This is a genomic window from Rhodococcus sp. EPR-134 (genome assembly GCF_001647205.1).
GTDB lineage: Bacteria > Actinomycetota > Actinomycetes > Mycobacteriales > Mycobacteriaceae > Rhodococcus_F > Rhodococcus_F qingshengii.
The window spans coordinates 37,452-51,349 of record NZ_LVCT01000314.1; the positions used below are offsets into that span (position 1 = coordinate 37,452).

The window sequence follows — 13,898 nt, forward strand, 5'->3', positions numbered from 1 at the left end:
GGTTTCTGCTATGAGGCCGAGCCGGCGCGACTCCGGCATGGTCGATGTGACGTTCGACGGCCCAATCGCGACGGTGACGATCGGCACAGGCCGTCGTCGAAACGCTTTGAACGGTGATGCTTGGAAAGATCTCGCGCATCAGATCATTGGCGTCTCGACCCACGCATCGCTCGGTGTTGTCGTCCTTCGCGGCGTCGGCGATACCTTCTGCGCCGGGTCCGATGTCACCGAGTGGGTTGGTGCCTGTGCCGAGGACGTGGAGGAGTCGTTCGCGCAAATGGAGGCAGCCTTCCGCGCTATCGAAATTTGTCCCGTTCCTGTCATCGCACAGATTTCCGGCGTAGCAGCTGGAGCAGGGTGTCAGTTGGCACTCGCGTGCGATATTCGAGTCGTGGCGACTTCCGCCAGAATCGGAATGCCTATTGCGCGTCTCGGGATTCGACCCAGTCCGGCATTCGCGGCGCGCCTTGTCCGTGTTGTGGGACCGGCTGTGGCCGCTGAACTGCACTACACCGGACGGCTGGTGAAGGGACCGGACGCGGTAACAACAGGTTTGGCGAATCGGTGTGTGTACGGCGAGCTCCTCGCGTCGACTGTTCGGGATTTGGTAGAGGAGATTGTTCGCCAGCCGACATCAGCCGTGCGTGCGGCGAAGGAGGCATTGATTGCTGTTACCGGCCCTCCTCCTCACCACACCCTCGGTCCGGCCGTGAATTTGCGCGACCTCCAACTTGGCATCGCGCAAATTCTGCATACGTGAGTCTGCAAGGCTGTTACTGGCCGGCGATGTATTCGATCGACGGGCCGGCAGTCCAACCGCCGTCGACGGCGATCTCGGAACCCGTTGTGTACGAGGCATCGTCGGAAAGCAGGTAGGTGACCGCGCCGACCAACTCCTCCGGGCGACCGACACGGCGATACGGATTGTTGGGGAATGCGCCCTCCTCGAGGCTGATACCCGTCGGTGCAGTCATGGGCGTCAGGACCATGCCGGGGTGAACCGAGTTGACCCGGATCTTGTCGCGACCGAGTTCGACGGCGGCGATCTTGCTCAGCCCACGCACGCCCCACTTGGCTGCGCCGTAACCGCTGGTCAGAGCCATGCCCATCAGGCCGGCGGCCGAGGAGATGTTCACGATGGATCCGCCGCCGGCTGCCTTCATGAACGGCACCACCGTGTGGATACCGGTGTGCACGGACACCAGGTTGATCTGGATGATGCGCTGGAACGTCTCGAGTGGTTCCTCGGCGACTGTCTGGCCGGACGCCGAGATTCCGGCGTTGTTGACCAAACCGTTGATCGCGCCGAACTCGGATACCGCGTACTCGGCGGCGGACTTCCAAGACGCTGGATCGGTGACGTCGAGGGGAACGTAACGCGCTGCGTCGCCGAGAGATTCGGCCACTGCTCGACCGTCGTCGTCGAGTAGGTCGCCGATGACGACGCGGCCGTTGCCCGCGACGATGCCGCGGGCAAACGCCTCGCCCAGGCCGCGTGCGCCGCCGGTGACGAGAACGACTTTTCCGGAGAGATCCTGAGTCATGATTGTTCCTTACCTGTTGGTGTTGCGAGATATGGCTTCGAGAACGCCCCGAGCGCGCGGGTGATGGCCTCGGGTGCGGGCGTCCGGAGGTCTGCCATCTCACGCAGTGCGGCGACTACCGCAAGTGTTGCCTGGCCCGAAGCCGCTGTGGTGTCGAGCGAGGTTTCCGGACGGTCGATCAGGCGTGCGACTTCTGGGCGAATCAGTTCCATCGTCTCGAAAGTTGCTGATTCCCAAACTCTCCGGAGTGCCGCATCACCGAAGATGATGGGCATTAGTGATCGGGTCATCGGCTCGAAGGACTCGCCGACCGATGCGATAAAGGCATTCTTCACAGCCGCTGCGAGCCCGAATTCGCGGGCTTGCGCGCTGAGTGCCGTGGCCAGACTGCGGTTTCCCTCGTCGAGCATCGGCCAGATGCTCTCCTCTTTGGTGGCGAAGCAACGGTAGAACGTTCGTTCGGAGATTTCTGCCCGCTCGGCGAGCTCCGCGATGGTCGTCGAAGTGTCGCCGCGTTCGACGAAAGCGGCAGCACAACTCTGCGAGACGCGGAGAAGTAGTGCAGTGCGGCGGGCTGTTGCCATATCCGCACTGTACCAAAAGTGGCAGAAACTGCCACAAATGGTGTCGGCCGGTCAGCCGACGTTACCTTCGATTCCGGAAACCTCCTGCTCAACTGCGTTCTTGAGGTTCAGGAGCGTCTTGCGGATGTTGCCGCGCTGAAAGTCGGCGAAGGTTTTTCCTCCGGTGGCAATTTTGTCGAACATGTCGGCGGCGAAGTCCGGCCAGCCGCGCCTGTCGTCGGTCCACGTTTCGGTAACTCGGGTTCCGTCGGGCACCGGCGAGAATCGGTACTGCCAGGTTGCGATAGAGGCGGGGATCCGGGGAGTACCGAGGCCGATCTTGTGAACACGGAATTCGAAGAGCTTCCCGGCCTCGGCAGCGGTGACTGTGCATCGCGTGGTCCACTGCGCGCGCCCACGCTTGTTGTGCCCGTCGAACTCCATGCCCAGGAAAGCGCTTTCGCGGTCTCCCCGCAAGGTTGCGCCTATGTTTTCGGGACTCCAGGCACCCATACGAGTGGGATCGCTGATGACCTCGTAGAGGGAAAGCGCGTCGGAGCTGACGACGATGCTGTCGGAGACGGTAAGTTCGCGAGCCATTTCGGTTTCAGGTTCTTTCTGTCGAGCGTGTGTGAGGTGAGTATGACGATCGGTGGTTTCGCGAACAAGATGCGGACGTGGCGGATGAACCGTCGACCTGATCGGCGTTGAACTACAGGTGCGGTTTCAGTTGGATCTTGACCGCGCCTTCCTGCTTCTTCTGGAAGATCTCGTAGGCGTGTGGCGCCTGATCGAGCGGCAGCTGATGGGTGGAAAAGGTGTCGACACCGAGTGGGTCGTCGTCAGTGAGCAGGGGCATGATGTCCTCTACCCACTTCTTGACGTTCGCCTGGCCCATCCTGAGCTGAATCTGCTTGTCGAACATGGTCATCAGCGGCAGCGGATCAACCATTCCGCCGTAGACACCGATCAAAGAAATGGTTCCGCCGCGCCGAACGATGTCGATGGCCGAATAGACAGCGCCAAGGCGATCGATTCCTGCGTTACGCATCGCAGGCGAGGCAAGAGAGTCGGGAAGGAGTCCGACGAACTGCTGCGCGAGCTTTCCGATCGGAGACCCGTGCGCTTCCATACCGACAGCGTCGATCACCGAATCGGTTCCGCGGCCGTTTGTCGCGTCTCTGATGGCATCGCCGATCTTGCTGCCGTAGTCGTCCAGGTTGAGGGTCTCGATACCGCGTTCGGCAAGGCGCGCAAGGCGTTCGGGTACACGGTCCACACCGATTACTCGAAACCCCTTGTGGTGGGCGATACGAGCCGCCATGTCACCGATCGGTCCGAGGCCGAGGATTGTCACGGAACCACCCGGCGGAATGTCGGCGTATTCGACCGACTGCCAAGCGGTGGGGAGCACGTCGGAGAGGTAGACGAATCGCGAATCCGCGGGACCTTCGGGAACTTTGATATGTGTGAAATGTGCTTGCGGTACTCGGAGGTACTCAGCCTGCCCGCCGGGCACCGAGCCGTAGAGCTCGGAGAAGCCGAACAATGCTGCGCCCGTTCCCTGATCGCGGACCTGCGTCGTCTCGCACTGTGTGTAGAGGCTCGAATCGCACATGAAACAGTTGCCACACGAGATCTGGAACGGAATCACGACGCGGTCACCTATCTCGAGATTCGTGACTTCCGAACCGACTTCTTCGACGATGCCCATCGGTTCATGGCCGAGAATGTCGCCGGCATTCATGAACGCACCCAGAGTCTCGTACAGGTGCAGATCGGATCCGCAGATATTCGTCGTGGTGACCTTGATGATCGCGTCGGTGGGTTCGACGATCTTCGGGTCCGGAACCGTATCGACGCTTACTTTCCGTTTGCCTTGCCAAGTCACTGCGCGCACTGGGATCGACCTCTCATCGTGGAAATGCTGTTCGCAGTCACCTGCCCGAAAGCACTGAAATGCAAACAAAATCGGTGAGGGTTGCGAGAAGTCCTGAGCGCGTTAGATTGAGATGGAGCTGGGTCCCGGTCTCTTTGCACCGGCTCCAGGACCGAGACGACGAGATGATGAGGACGATCGCATGACCGACAAAGACGACAACGACCAGTCGCCCAAGGGTGGGCACCCAGGACCCGTGGACAAGGGCGGCGACGGGGGGATGGCAACGCGAGAACAGGCGCCTGAACTGGTCGAGGAGACCTCCGGCGAGAAGTCTGACGACGAGTAGTTTCCTTTTACTCCGCGTTGGGTAACAACGGGGATAGGCCGCATCGGACCGTCCCGGAATCAATGCGGGCGAGGTTCCTCGAGGTTGAGCAGCCAGCCACGGGAACCGCCTTGAGCAGATCCCTCAACCCTGTTGTCATTCAACCCTGTAACAGCACGTGATCGAATCGGGTCCGCAGTAGTGTCGGGACCCGGAAGTCGTCAAGCGTTCGAACTATCAACTGCTCGGCAACATCCCGGAGTTTCACGTTGGTCTCTTGAGAACGCCACACGAGGATGTCGAAGGCGCGATCGGCCGAAATGCCGTAGATCACCATGAGCATGCCTTTGGCTTGCTCGATTACTCCGCGAGAAGCGGTGATTTCGTTGACCAGCACGTCGACAGACGCTTTCACCGTGCTGTCGAGGGTTTCGGTGACGTCGATGTAGAAGCCTGAGCTGCCGACCACGGCACCCGACTCGTCCACGACGCTGTCGCCGACGACGATTACCGAGTGAGTATCCCCTGCAGTGTCGATGATGCGGTGGCGGCTGCTGAACGGTCCGCCTGAAGTGCGGATGGCGTGCAGTGTCTGGGCAACGTGTCTTCGGTCGTCGGGATGCTTGTGCGAGAGCATCAATTCTGTCGTCGGAGCTACTTGGTCGGGTTCGTATCCGTGAATCCGTGCAACTTCGTCCGACCACTCCCACCGGTCGCCGTTGCGGTGATAGAGAAAGCCGCCCACCCGGTGTGGAGCCCCCGATCCTGACGTTCGCCCCAACCCGTCCTCGTTCACCACACACGCCCCCTCGTTCTCGACCTCGTCCCAACCGGCGTACTCGCCAGTTAGTTATATCGGACAAATCCGGCGGAGGTGGTGTCGGTCCCATATTTCGGAGCATCGTCTGGATCGCTACCGCATGGGTCGGGGAAACCGGCGCTCAGAGTACTTGGCGACGGTCCCACGTCACTCGCGGTTGAAACAGTGTTGCCGCTGTGTCCATTCGGTGATCGCCGCCGCGATGGCCGCAGGCTGATCCTCGGGGGCGAGATGTCCTGCGGGACCGCACTGTTCCACCTCGAGATTTGCGATATTCGATCGGCTCCACGTGACTTCGTCAGGTCCGATCATGAGAAGTTCTGCGGGGCCGCTGAAGGTGAGAAGAAGTTTGGGTACGTCGGTGCTTTCTGCGAGCCAATCGCTGTACGCCGCCACACGTGCATTCACGTCACCGGGAGTTCCTTCGATGGGGAAGGATCGTGGCCACTCGAGAAGGGGTCGGCGACTCTCTCGTGACGGATAAGGGGAGCGATAGGCCTCGGCATCGGTTTCGGTCATTTCACCGAGAACCGTTTTGCGAAGCGCTATTTCGAGAAAGAAGTTCTCGTCGAGTACCTTCGTCTCTCCTGTGTCGGAGTCCCTCAGAGCTTCCACCCGTGCCCGTGCCTCTCCCGGGAAGTGTTCGTCCCAGGTCATCGGACGAAGGATCGTTTCGAAGAAGGCCACACCTCGGACGCGATCGGGGTGGCGGGCAGCCCAGTCCAGTGCAAGTGCCCCGCCCCAGTCGTGTCCGACGAGTACGACGTCGTCGAGTTCCATCTGGTCGAACCAGGCGTCGAGGTAGCGGGCGGTGTCGAGGAAGCCGTAGTTGAATGGCGGTTTGCCTGACCGCCCCATTCCGATGAGGTCAGGGGCAAGTGCGCGGCCCAGATTTCCTATCTGCGGCAGGATGTTTCGCCACAAGTGCGAGGATGTGGGGTTTCCGTGGATGAGTACGAAGGGTGGTCCTTCGCCGCGCGAGCGGTAGGCCATGGTCGAGTCGAGCACGGGAATTGTGGGCATTGCGACTCCTCAAATAGTTTCCATATACTCTAATTGAGATAGTAGCCATGTATTCTATTTGTATGCAAGATCGAGAAACATGGACGACAGGGTCGCTGGTGTGGCACCTTGGCTTGCGCTGGCGGGCGGGGGTTGACCGAGCGATCGCGCACCTGGGGTTGACTCACGCCCAGTATTCAGTGCTCGCGTCTCTGCATGGTCTGGTGAGTGCGGGGGAGAGGCCGAGTCAGCGAGAACTCTCAGCGCACACAGGATTGCAGCGAATCTACATATCCAAGCTCGTGCGAGCGTTGGAGAAGAGCGGGTTTGTTGTCAGTGAACGCGATAGACGCGATGCGCGAGCCGTTCGCCTCGATCTCAGTGACGAGGGCAAACGAGTCATAGAGCTCGCTAAAGACATTGTCCGCCAATTGGATGCAAAGAATACGGAAGTGCTGACGGAAACCGGAGGGCGGGAACTCGCCGAGCTCCACCGCGCCCTTGACGCGTTACTCGATGCCACCGAAGCAGCAGATGGATAATGCGCCGGTCCGCTTCGCGGCGAAACCGAAGGCGATCGTGTGCGGACCCGGTTCACAGGACGTTCGTTGGAGGAGCGACGGAAGCGTCGATCCCCCAACGAGCCCTATTGTCTAGCTGTCGATCGTCACGGTGTCACGTTGATCGGTGTGGCCGATGCGAACTGCAGTGTGCCCGACATTGTTGCCGTCCCAGTGGCTGCGGCGGGGCAGACGGGTCCGGTGCCGGTGCGTGTGTAGTTCACGGTGCCGGTGTTGCTGGCCACGACGCGCTGGTTGGGAATATCGAATGGCAGCGGTCCGACAGTGCTGGCCCCGACGGTGACTGTGCATGTTGATCCGGGCATCGTGACGACTGCGCCTCCTGCAGGAATGACCAGGGATCCCTGAGCCGATCCGGTGTCTGCCGAGACGTTCAATAGCCACGAGCCGGAGGTCGTGACCACAGCGGGTAGGCCGTTAGCCTTGCACCCGGTCAGGCTGGGGGTGCCGATATTGACGTTGACTCCGCCGGTGCCGGTGTTGGAATTACCCGGCGCGGATGGGATGGTCCCGGAGCCCGTCGTACTGGAGCAGGTAAGTGTGATCGTTCCTGTCTTGATACTGAGATTGCTGCTCGAAGCAGTCACGGCTTGACCCGCTGGAGTGACGACGGTCGAAGCCAGAGCGGTGCCGGCTGCGACCGCAATCGCGGCTGCGGCGGCAGCTGTGACGATGGTGGTGCGGCGAACTGCATGGGTCATCGATATCTCCTTGTTGTCGGTGATACTTCGTGAGTCGCCGGTGCTTGCTCTACTGCGTCCGCAGGCTGTCGGCGCCGATGTTGAACACATCGCTTGTGGTGGTCAACGAGTTGTGACCACTCGAAGACGGAACGTTGGCGCGAAGATTGACTGCCCAATTCAATGCGCCGAACAGTCCACATCCAGATGCGCCCGGTACCGCGAACGTCTGGTCGGCGTGCGTCACGTTTCTGACGGCGGCGGTATCCGGAAATCCTGGAACTTCCTCCAGGACACCATTTCCGGACACTCCGAGTTTGAACATGATCGGGTTGCTCGCAGAACCCAGATAGCAGTTGCCGCCCAGCAAGGGGTTGGAGATCTTCAATCTTGCCGGAAGTGTGACACCGAGTTGGAATGCGTCGACTGTTGGCAACGCGACCGGTTCGACTGTTGCCTTGATGGTGGTCAAGCCGCCGGGGAACGGTATACCGAGCCCGAAGATTCCTCCTGGTACCTCGATGGGGGTGGAATAGACGCCTTTGGTGCCGTCAGTGGGAGGAATGAAGATCTGGTCGAACCCGAATTCAGCGTCGGGGTTCTCGCGATAGGCGACACCGCCGGCGATATTCAACGAGCCGGAAGGAATCGGTACTTTGAGCCCGTTGATGTTCATTTCGCCGCCTTTGACGACGACATCGACACAGGTGCTTGTCTCCGGATTGGCTATCGGGCATTTTCCCCAGCCCCCGAACGGCGCATTGGGCAGCGGGGCCGCCGTCGCGGTTGACACCGCCCCGAGAGTGAGGACTCCCGCTGCGACGACGGCGAGCGCGGCTCTGAATCGTATTGTGCGCATGGACAAGTGAACTCCGTTTCGAGGTGGCAATCTGTCGTCGATGACGGTTCTGTGGCAGTGGGTTGGATTGCTAGTTGGCACTACGTTCGGCAACGACGGCAGCGGGTTCGGGTGAGCCGGCCGGCTGGGGCCTGAGGCTGTCGGCACCGATGTTGTAGACGTCACTCGTCGTGGCGAGGGAGTTGGACGTGGTGGACGAGGGAAGCCCGGCGCGCCAGTTGACGATTGGATTCAGAACGCCGAACGGGCCACACCCGGAAGCTGTCGGGACCGCGAAGGGCTGTCCGGTGTGCCCGGTGTTTCGAACGACGGCAGTATCCGGGAAACCTGGAACCTCTTCGAGGACACCGTATTCGGTCACATCCAAGTTGAGTTGGACGGGGTTGTTGTCCGAGCCCAGGTAGCATTTGCCGCCGAGGAGAGGGTTCGCGATCTTCAATTTGACGGGTAGCTTCACACCAAGCTGAAATGCATCCACGGTGGGGAGTGCAGACGTCGACTCTACGGTGGCCGAAGCCTTGTTCAGTCCGAAGAGATTGTTGAATGGCAGGTCGATTCCGAGTGCGCCCCCGGGGATGTCGATGGGTTTGGCGTAGATCCCCCGACTGTTGTCGTTGGGTGGGATGAATACTTGGTCGAATCCGAATTCAGCCTCTGGATTCTCCCGGTATGCAACTCCGCCTGCGATGCGCATCGCCCCGGCGGGAATGTTGACGGAAAGCTTGCCGATCTTCATGTTTCCACCGGTGACCGTGACGTCCATACAGGTGCTGGTCTCGGGATTGTCGATCGGACATGAATCCCAACCGCCGAAGGGGATCTCCGCTGCCGGGGCGGCTCCTGCAATGCTTGCTGACAAGCTTCCCACCGCAGCGGCGGTGGCGAACACAGTTGCGGTGGCGAGTGCGCCGAAAAGGCCACGCGACGTCGAACGTCGGGACATGTATTTCTCCTTTGGGTACAACCGACCAGTCGGGATTGTGATGATGAGTGACGGTAGTCACGTGTGACTTGGATGTACAGACAATTTGAAACAATTCCGACAAAAGTATTACTGCGATCGCCTCCGCTACTACTTGTGGCTGTGAGGATTGAAATTTGTTGCAGTGCTCTGTGTCTCGTCATTCACCCGCGAATCGCTGTGAGGTGCTTCGACCCGAAAAGGCGTTCGTCGACGGGAATATCGGACTCCTGTCGAAATCGAGGGGGCAATGTTTTGTCGGAGTCGCCAATGAGGGAAGTCAGGGCGAGTAACTTTGTCGAACAGCGGCTGATCGGTACTCCGGGCAGCTGCCCGAGAGAACGGATCGCCATGACGCTGATGCTGCCGCTCGACTCGATGTTCCTACTGATGGAGTCACGGGAGCATCCCATGCACGTCGGTGGCCTGTCGCTTTTCGTTCCGCCGGAAGGGGACGACGGCGAATTCGCCAGGTCGCTCTACCGTTCGCTCACCGACGTCGACTCGATTCGGCCACTCTTTCGCCGCAAGCCGGTGCAGTTCTTGTCGAACTTCGCGCCGGTGCGTTGGACGGAGGACGCAGACGTCGATCTCGAGTATCACGTCCGGTTGCTCGCGCTGCCCAAGCCGGGTCGAGTCCGCGAGTTGCTCGAGCTGACCTCCATGCTCCACGGCACGCTGCTCGATCGGCATCGGCCGCTGTGGGAGGCGTACGTGATCGAAGGTCTCGCCGACGGCCGAGTTGCCGTGTACATGAAGACGCACCACGCGCTCATGGATGGTGTGTCTGCTGTTCAGGCGTGGTACCGCAGCCTCTCGTCGGATCCGCACGATCGACATTCGATGCCTCCGTGGGCGCAACGACCTTCTTCGGGGCGGGTTCGTGCCGGTCGCGGGCTGGACCTGCAGAGGCGGGTGGGCTCCGTGATCGAGACCGTGCAAGATGTGGTCGGGGTCGGCCCTGCGATAGTGAACGCCGCTGCCTCGGCAGTGAAGGACCACGTCGCACCGTTGCCGTTTGCTGCCCCGAAATCGATCTTCAACGTCCCGATCACCGGAGCGAGGCGTGTCGCCGCGCAGTCGTGGCCGATCGAGCGCCTGCGCAAGGTCAGCTGCGTTGCAGACGTGACGCTCAACGATGCGGTGTTGGCAATGTGCGCGGGTGCGCTACGGCGATACCTGATCGAACTGGACGAGTTGCCGGACAAACCGTTGATCGCGATGGTGCCGGTATCCCTTCGCAAAGGCGAAGAGGGTGAGGCTTCCGGCAATGCCGTGGGTGCGGTGTTGTGTGATCTGGCAACCGAATTGGCAGATCCGGCGGCCCGACTTCAGAGAGTTCACGACTCGATGAGTAGCGCCAAGTCCCTGATGTCGGGCCTGACGCCCCTGCAGATCACGGCGCTCAGTGCATTGAACGTCGCGGGTCTCGGGCTGCCGCTGATCCCTGGTTCATCCCGACTGATCACTGGGCGTCCAGTCTTCAATCTGGTGATTTCCAACGTCCCCGGCCCGACAACGACGCGCTATTGGAATGGCGCGAAACTCGAGAGCTGTTACCCGGCATCGATTCCGTTGGACGGGCAGGCGATGAACATCACCGTCATCGGCTACGCGGACACCATGCAGTTCGGGCTCGTCGGCTGCCGCCGCAATGTTCCGCACTTGCAGCGGCTCCTCGGCCATCTCGAGGAATCCTTGAGTGAGCTCGAAGCCGCCGCAGGCTGATCAATTCGACTCGCGCCTTCCGACGTCACGTCCGTTCACGACCAACTGGTGGACGTCCAGCTCCTTGTCGTCGAGGCCGAAGCTGATGATGCGTTCGGGGTGGATACGGATGATCGGCGCGTCGAGACCATGCGCAGCAGCACCTGTAGCATCCAAAGCCTCTGCCCGTCCACGGATTTCGACGCACCTGACCCGCCATGGATCTACGGATGCGATGTCGTCCACGACGAACGCGACCGGACCGTTGTCTGCGACATTGTGAAACTTACGGCTGCCCGTCATGTTGTAACCGCTGATGTCGATCGTGGCTGTATCCGGGTTGTAGTGGAACCCGACCGGACTGACTTGCAGCGTTCCGTTCCGTTGAACCGTCGCGAGGCGACCGAGAGTCTGTGTGGCCAGGTAGTCGAGTTCGATTCGGGTGAATGTCATGAAATCACGCTAGAACCTGAACTGCTGTAGAGGTCAAGATCTCCGAACGTGCAACTCATTCCATCTCGTCGAGGGCCTCTTCGGCTTCGTCGACCCGCCACTCGGCCTCGCGAAGTTCCTCCTCGGACTCTCGAACTGCGACGCGGGCAGCCTTCTCGGTGTTCTTGGCGAACTGTCGTTCTTGTTCTGCGTGTTCGAGATCGGCGCGGAGTTCTTCGATGCGACGGTCGAGGTCGGACAGCTTTGACCTGGCGTCCTCGAACTGGGCGGTCTCGGCCTTGACCCGTCGTCGGATCTTCTCGACGCCTGCCCTGGCTTCCTTCAATTCTGCTTTCGCCTTGGCTTGTTCGGCCTTGCGATCCGGAGCAGTGGACTTGGCCGGAGTGTGTTCTTCGGTGGGGATCGCAGGGGCGTCTTGTGCAGAATCCTCCTCCACTACAGCAAGTCCCGCCGGTCCGAAACCGCTGTAACTCGCAGCGGTCACGACCCGTCCGAGTCGAACCTGCGCGGCAGTCTCCTCATCGGCCAGGGCGGCATTGAGAGTCTGCGCGACATCGCGCAACGAATCCTCGCCGACGCTTTTTCCCCGTGAAGCGGCGATCTCACCGGATTTGTGGGCGAGACTCCGCACCACCTGCTGCCTCTGTGTCGTCAGCCGTCGCAAGTCCGGGCCCGAGAGATGGCGTTGAGCGTCGCGTAGCGATTCGCCAAGCGCGAGAAGTGCATCCAGATCCTCTGGTGCATCGCGCGAGATGAGATTGACCAACCACCCCACGGTGGTCGGCTTCCGAAGTTTTCCGATCTCTGCGGCCAGTGCGCGGTCGTTGTCGTCCCGGGCAGCCTTCACATGCTTTGTACGCGCCTCTACGAACTCGCCGGGGTCGAGGCCGTAGAGTTCGTCGGCGACATCATCGAGGGTCACGTATCAATACTGTCATTCGGCGAATCGTTCGAAGACTGTCTTCCAGTCCTTCTTGATGCTCACCACCGTCCACCCGTTTGCGCGCGAGACGTCGAGTGCGTGCTCGGCCCCGTCCACGTAGTCGAACTCGCGTTCCGGATCGTCATGGAGCACCAGAAGGCGAAGTGCCGGAACGTTCGGGTGTTCGGCGAACTTCAACATAGGTAGGTCACCGTTGCTGTTTCCGGCCGCGATGACAGGTCGTCGGCCGATTCGGTTCCAGATCTGTACGGGCTTGGCCGGCCCGTCGTCGGCGACATCGGTTTGGGGCTGACGGAGAATTGTGCCGCTGTGCCCGTCGTCCTTCCACGTCAAGGCCACGCCGCTGCCGATGACGCGATCTCGGGGGATGCCGTAGACCTCCTGGCTGATCGGACGCATGAAGTCACGTCCGCCTCCAGAGACTATGTAGTTCGAGAATCCCTTGGCTGCAAGGTAATCGAGCAACTCCACCATGGGTGCATAGCTGCAGTGCAGATACTCGCGATCGAGAGTGGGGTGCGAAGCAGTGCGCAGGTAGGTATCGGCGTGGGTTTCGAACTCGTCGACCGTGACTTCGGCGAATGCCGCCAGGACACCGGCCGCGAGCACCTTCAGTGCGCTGTCGTCGCCGCGATAGTGCTTCGAGATCACTTCGTTCAACCAGGCGTAGTCCTTTTCGAACGCAGCCTGCCACGGTTGACGGTTGCGAAGAGACGGATCCTGGGCGGTCATCTCGACGAGGCGGCGCAGGATGAAGTCGAGTTGGATCGGCATCGGCTTCTCACACCACAGGGTTCCGTCGTTGTCGAAGACTGCGATCCTGTCTTCCGGTGCGATTTCGTCCGGACTTCCCTCAGTCGTCGCGCGTTCGACGAATTGCCGGACGGCCTGTTTCGGCGTGCCGTCCTGCCAGCTCGGAAGCGGGTCAGGGTTATCGGAGGTGGAGGCTTCAACGAATTGACTGCTCATGTGGTCCCTGGCTTCCAGTGAGGTGATGACAGACCCGGCACTTTCATACTCGGACTTCCTGCCGAAAGTGGCATCGCCCATTTCGGGCGACAGCGCTTCGGTGAGCACAATCGGGGTATGCGATTGACCATGCGGCCGTAGAGGCTGGAAATCAGATGACCTACAAGGAGCCAGATCATGGCCAACGCATTCAAAGGCGTCGTCAACCTCGATATTCGCGATTCGATTCCCGACTGGAGCCCCTACGAGCAGCCGAAGGCCGCCGCCGGCACACCGAATATTCTTTACATCGTTCTCGACGACGTTGGATACGGCGCCATGGGTTGCTACGGGGGACCGATCGAGACGCCGAACATCGACCGCATCGCGGGCAACGGATTGCGGTACGGGCAGTGGCACACCACAGCGCTGTGCTCCCCGACGCGATCGTGTCTGCTCACCGGGAGAAACCACACGACCAACGGCATGGCCTGCATCAGCGAGTGCGCGGTCGGTTTTCCCGGCGGAAACGGTCACATCCCTCCCGAATGTGCCACGCTCGCCGAGGTTCTGGTCGAGCAGGGATTCAGCACCGCGATGGTCGGCAAGTGGCACCTGTGCGCAGAAGAC

The 13,898-nt window shown here is 60.8% G+C and carries 17 protein-coding genes; 5 read left to right on the top strand and 12 right to left on the bottom strand.

The window, feature by feature from the left end:
* Positions 1 to 10 precede the first annotated feature (10 nt).
* A complete protein-coding gene (locus tag A2J01_RS14440) occupies positions 11 to 760 on the top strand; it encodes an enoyl-CoA hydratase/isomerase family protein (protein ID WP_099696961.1) in 750 nt (249 codons plus the stop codon).
* Positions 761 to 773: 13 nt separating this feature from the next.
* On the opposite strand, the gene A2J01_RS14445 is transcribed toward A2J01_RS14440, so the two are convergent.
* From A2J01_RS14445 to A2J01_RS14460, 4 genes are all read right to left on the bottom strand, one after another.
* Positions 774 to 1,544 carry a glucose 1-dehydrogenase gene (locus A2J01_RS14445; protein WP_064112950.1) on the bottom strand — a complete coding sequence of 257 codons (771 nt, stop codon included), beginning with the start codon at positions 1,542 to 1,544 and terminating at the stop codon, positions 774 to 776.
* Entirely contained in the window at positions 1,541 to 2,128 is a 588-nt protein-coding gene (locus tag A2J01_RS14450; RefSeq protein ID WP_007734655.1) for a TetR/AcrR family transcriptional regulator, read from the bottom strand. The genes A2J01_RS14445 and A2J01_RS14450 overlap by 4 nt, the downstream gene beginning before the upstream one ends.
* Before the next feature lie 51 nt (positions 2,129 to 2,179).
* Positions 2,180 to 2,707 (bottom strand): SRPBCC family protein, encoded by a 528-nt coding sequence (locus A2J01_RS14455; protein WP_007734657.1) that lies wholly within the window; start codon positions 2,705 to 2,707, stop codon positions 2,180 to 2,182.
* Between the two features lie 112 nt (positions 2,708 to 2,819).
* Positions 2,820 to 4,007, bottom strand: a complete 1,188-nt coding sequence (locus tag A2J01_RS14460; RefSeq protein WP_064112951.1) for a zinc-dependent alcohol dehydrogenase — start codon at positions 4,005 to 4,007, stop codon at positions 2,820 to 2,822.
* A gap of 181 nt (positions 4,008 to 4,188) precedes the next feature.
* Here A2J01_RS14460 and A2J01_RS36410 point away from each other — a divergent pair, with 181 nt between their 5' ends.
* Complete coding sequence (locus A2J01_RS36410; protein WP_164490549.1) at positions 4,189 to 4,335, top strand: hypothetical protein; 147 nt, start codon at positions 4,189 to 4,191, stop codon at positions 4,333 to 4,335.
* A gap of 139 nt (positions 4,336 to 4,474) precedes the next feature.
* Here the strand turns inward: A2J01_RS36410 and A2J01_RS14465 are convergent, their stop codons facing one another.
* Entirely contained in the window at positions 4,475 to 5,113 is a 639-nt protein-coding gene (locus tag A2J01_RS14465) for a PAS and ANTAR domain-containing protein (RefSeq protein WP_037132380.1), read from the bottom strand.
* Between the two features lie 168 nt (positions 5,114 to 5,281).
* Entirely contained in the window at positions 5,282 to 6,157 is an 876-nt protein-coding gene (locus tag A2J01_RS14470) for a haloalkane dehalogenase (RefSeq protein WP_064112952.1), read from the bottom strand.
* Positions 6,158 to 6,219: 62 nt separating this feature from the next.
* Here A2J01_RS14470 and A2J01_RS37455 point away from each other — a divergent pair, with 62 nt between their 5' ends.
* Complete coding sequence (locus A2J01_RS37455; RefSeq protein WP_197494225.1) at positions 6,220 to 6,678, top strand: MarR family winged helix-turn-helix transcriptional regulator; 459 nt, start codon at positions 6,220 to 6,222, stop codon at positions 6,676 to 6,678.
* Between the two features lie 125 nt (positions 6,679 to 6,803).
* Here A2J01_RS37455 and A2J01_RS14480 read toward each other — a convergent pair whose 3' ends face one another.
* The 3 genes from A2J01_RS14480 to A2J01_RS14490 all read right to left on the bottom strand — a co-directional run bounded on the left by A2J01_RS14480 (position 6,804) and on the right by A2J01_RS14490 (position 9,199).
* Positions 6,804 to 7,418: a hypothetical protein gene (locus A2J01_RS14480; protein WP_047269291.1), complete on the bottom strand. Its 615-nt coding sequence runs from the start codon at positions 7,416 to 7,418 to the stop codon at positions 6,804 to 6,806.
* 49 nt (positions 7,419 to 7,467) lie between these two features.
* Positions 7,468 to 8,256, bottom strand: coding sequence for a hypothetical protein (locus tag A2J01_RS14485; protein WP_064112954.1), 789 nt, complete (start codon positions 8,254 to 8,256; stop codon positions 7,468 to 7,470).
* A gap of 70 nt (positions 8,257 to 8,326) precedes the next feature.
* A complete protein-coding gene (locus A2J01_RS14490; protein WP_003945649.1) occupies positions 8,327 to 9,199 on the bottom strand; it encodes a hypothetical protein in 873 nt (290 codons plus the stop codon).
* Between the two features lie 369 nt (positions 9,200 to 9,568).
* On the opposite strand from A2J01_RS14490, the gene A2J01_RS14500 reads away from it, so the two are divergent.
* A complete protein-coding gene (locus A2J01_RS14500; RefSeq protein ID WP_003945789.1) occupies positions 9,569 to 10,945 on the top strand; it encodes a WS/DGAT/MGAT family O-acyltransferase in 1,377 nt (458 codons plus the stop codon).
* Here A2J01_RS14500 and A2J01_RS14505 read toward each other — a convergent pair whose 3' ends face one another.
* Genes A2J01_RS14505 through A2J01_RS14515 form a run of 3 tightly spaced genes read right to left on the bottom strand, consistent with a single transcriptional unit; the run spans position 10,946 to position 13,289 of the window.
* Positions 10,946 to 11,377 (bottom strand): PPOX class F420-dependent oxidoreductase, encoded by a 432-nt coding sequence (locus A2J01_RS14505; RefSeq protein WP_064112955.1) that lies wholly within the window; start codon positions 11,375 to 11,377, stop codon positions 10,946 to 10,948. It lies immediately after the preceding gene.
* A gap of 55 nt (positions 11,378 to 11,432) precedes the next feature.
* Positions 11,433 to 12,299, bottom strand: a complete 867-nt coding sequence (locus A2J01_RS14510) for a hypothetical protein (RefSeq protein WP_064112956.1) — start codon at positions 12,297 to 12,299, stop codon at positions 11,433 to 11,435.
* Positions 12,300 to 12,311: 12 nt separating this feature from the next.
* A complete protein-coding gene (locus tag A2J01_RS14515; protein ID WP_064112959.1) occupies positions 12,312 to 13,289 on the bottom strand; it encodes an HAD family hydrolase in 978 nt (325 codons plus the stop codon).
* Positions 13,290 to 13,466: 177 nt separating this feature from the next.
* On the opposite strand from A2J01_RS14515, the gene A2J01_RS14520 reads away from it, so the two are divergent.
* Positions 13,467 to 13,898: sulfatase-like hydrolase/transferase (locus A2J01_RS14520; RefSeq protein ID WP_156519278.1), on the top strand; the 432-nt coding region annotated here is incomplete at its 3' end.

What these genes read in the sequence shown, in the direction of transcription:
- A2J01_RS14440 (WP_099696961.1), top strand. Translation starts at nt 11, where the DNA reads ATGAGGCCGAGCCGGCGCGACTCCGGCATGGTCGATGTGACGTTCGAC.
- A2J01_RS14445 (WP_064112950.1), bottom strand. Translation starts at nt 1,544, where the DNA reads ATGACTCAGGATCTCTCCGGAAAAGTCGTTCTCGTCACCGGCGGCGCA.
- A2J01_RS14450 (WP_007734655.1), bottom strand. Translation starts at nt 2,128, where the DNA reads ATGGCAACAGCCCGCCGCACTGCACTACTTCTCCGCGTCTCGCAGAGT.
- A2J01_RS14455 (WP_007734657.1), bottom strand. Translation starts at nt 2,707, where the DNA reads ATGGCTCGCGAACTTACCGTCTCCGACAGCATCGTCGTCAGCTCCGAC.
- A2J01_RS36410 (WP_164490549.1), top strand. Translation starts at nt 4,189, where the DNA reads ATGACCGACAAAGACGACAACGACCAGTCGCCCAAGGGTGGGCACCCA.
- A2J01_RS14470 (WP_064112952.1), bottom strand. Translation starts at nt 6,157, where the DNA reads ATGCCCACAATTCCCGTGCTCGACTCGACCATGGCCTACCGCTCGCGC.
- A2J01_RS37455 (WP_197494225.1), top strand. Translation starts at nt 6,220, where the DNA reads ATGCAAGATCGAGAAACATGGACGACAGGGTCGCTGGTGTGGCACCTT.
- A2J01_RS14480 (WP_047269291.1), bottom strand. Translation starts at nt 7,418, where the DNA reads ATGACCCATGCAGTTCGCCGCACCACCATCGTCACAGCTGCCGCCGCA.
- A2J01_RS14485 (WP_064112954.1), bottom strand. Translation starts at nt 8,256, where the DNA reads ATGCGCACAATACGATTCAGAGCCGCGCTCGCCGTCGTCGCAGCGGGA.
- A2J01_RS14490 (WP_003945649.1), bottom strand. Translation starts at nt 9,199, where the DNA reads ATGTCCCGACGTTCGACGTCGCGTGGCCTTTTCGGCGCACTCGCCACC.
- A2J01_RS14500 (WP_003945789.1), top strand. Translation starts at nt 9,569, where the DNA reads ATGACGCTGATGCTGCCGCTCGACTCGATGTTCCTACTGATGGAGTCA.
- A2J01_RS14505 (WP_064112955.1), bottom strand. Translation starts at nt 11,377, where the DNA reads ATGACATTCACCCGAATCGAACTCGACTACCTGGCCACACAGACTCTC.
- A2J01_RS14515 (WP_064112959.1), bottom strand. Translation starts at nt 13,289, where the DNA reads ATGAGCAGTCAATTCGTTGAAGCCTCCACCTCCGATAACCCTGACCCG.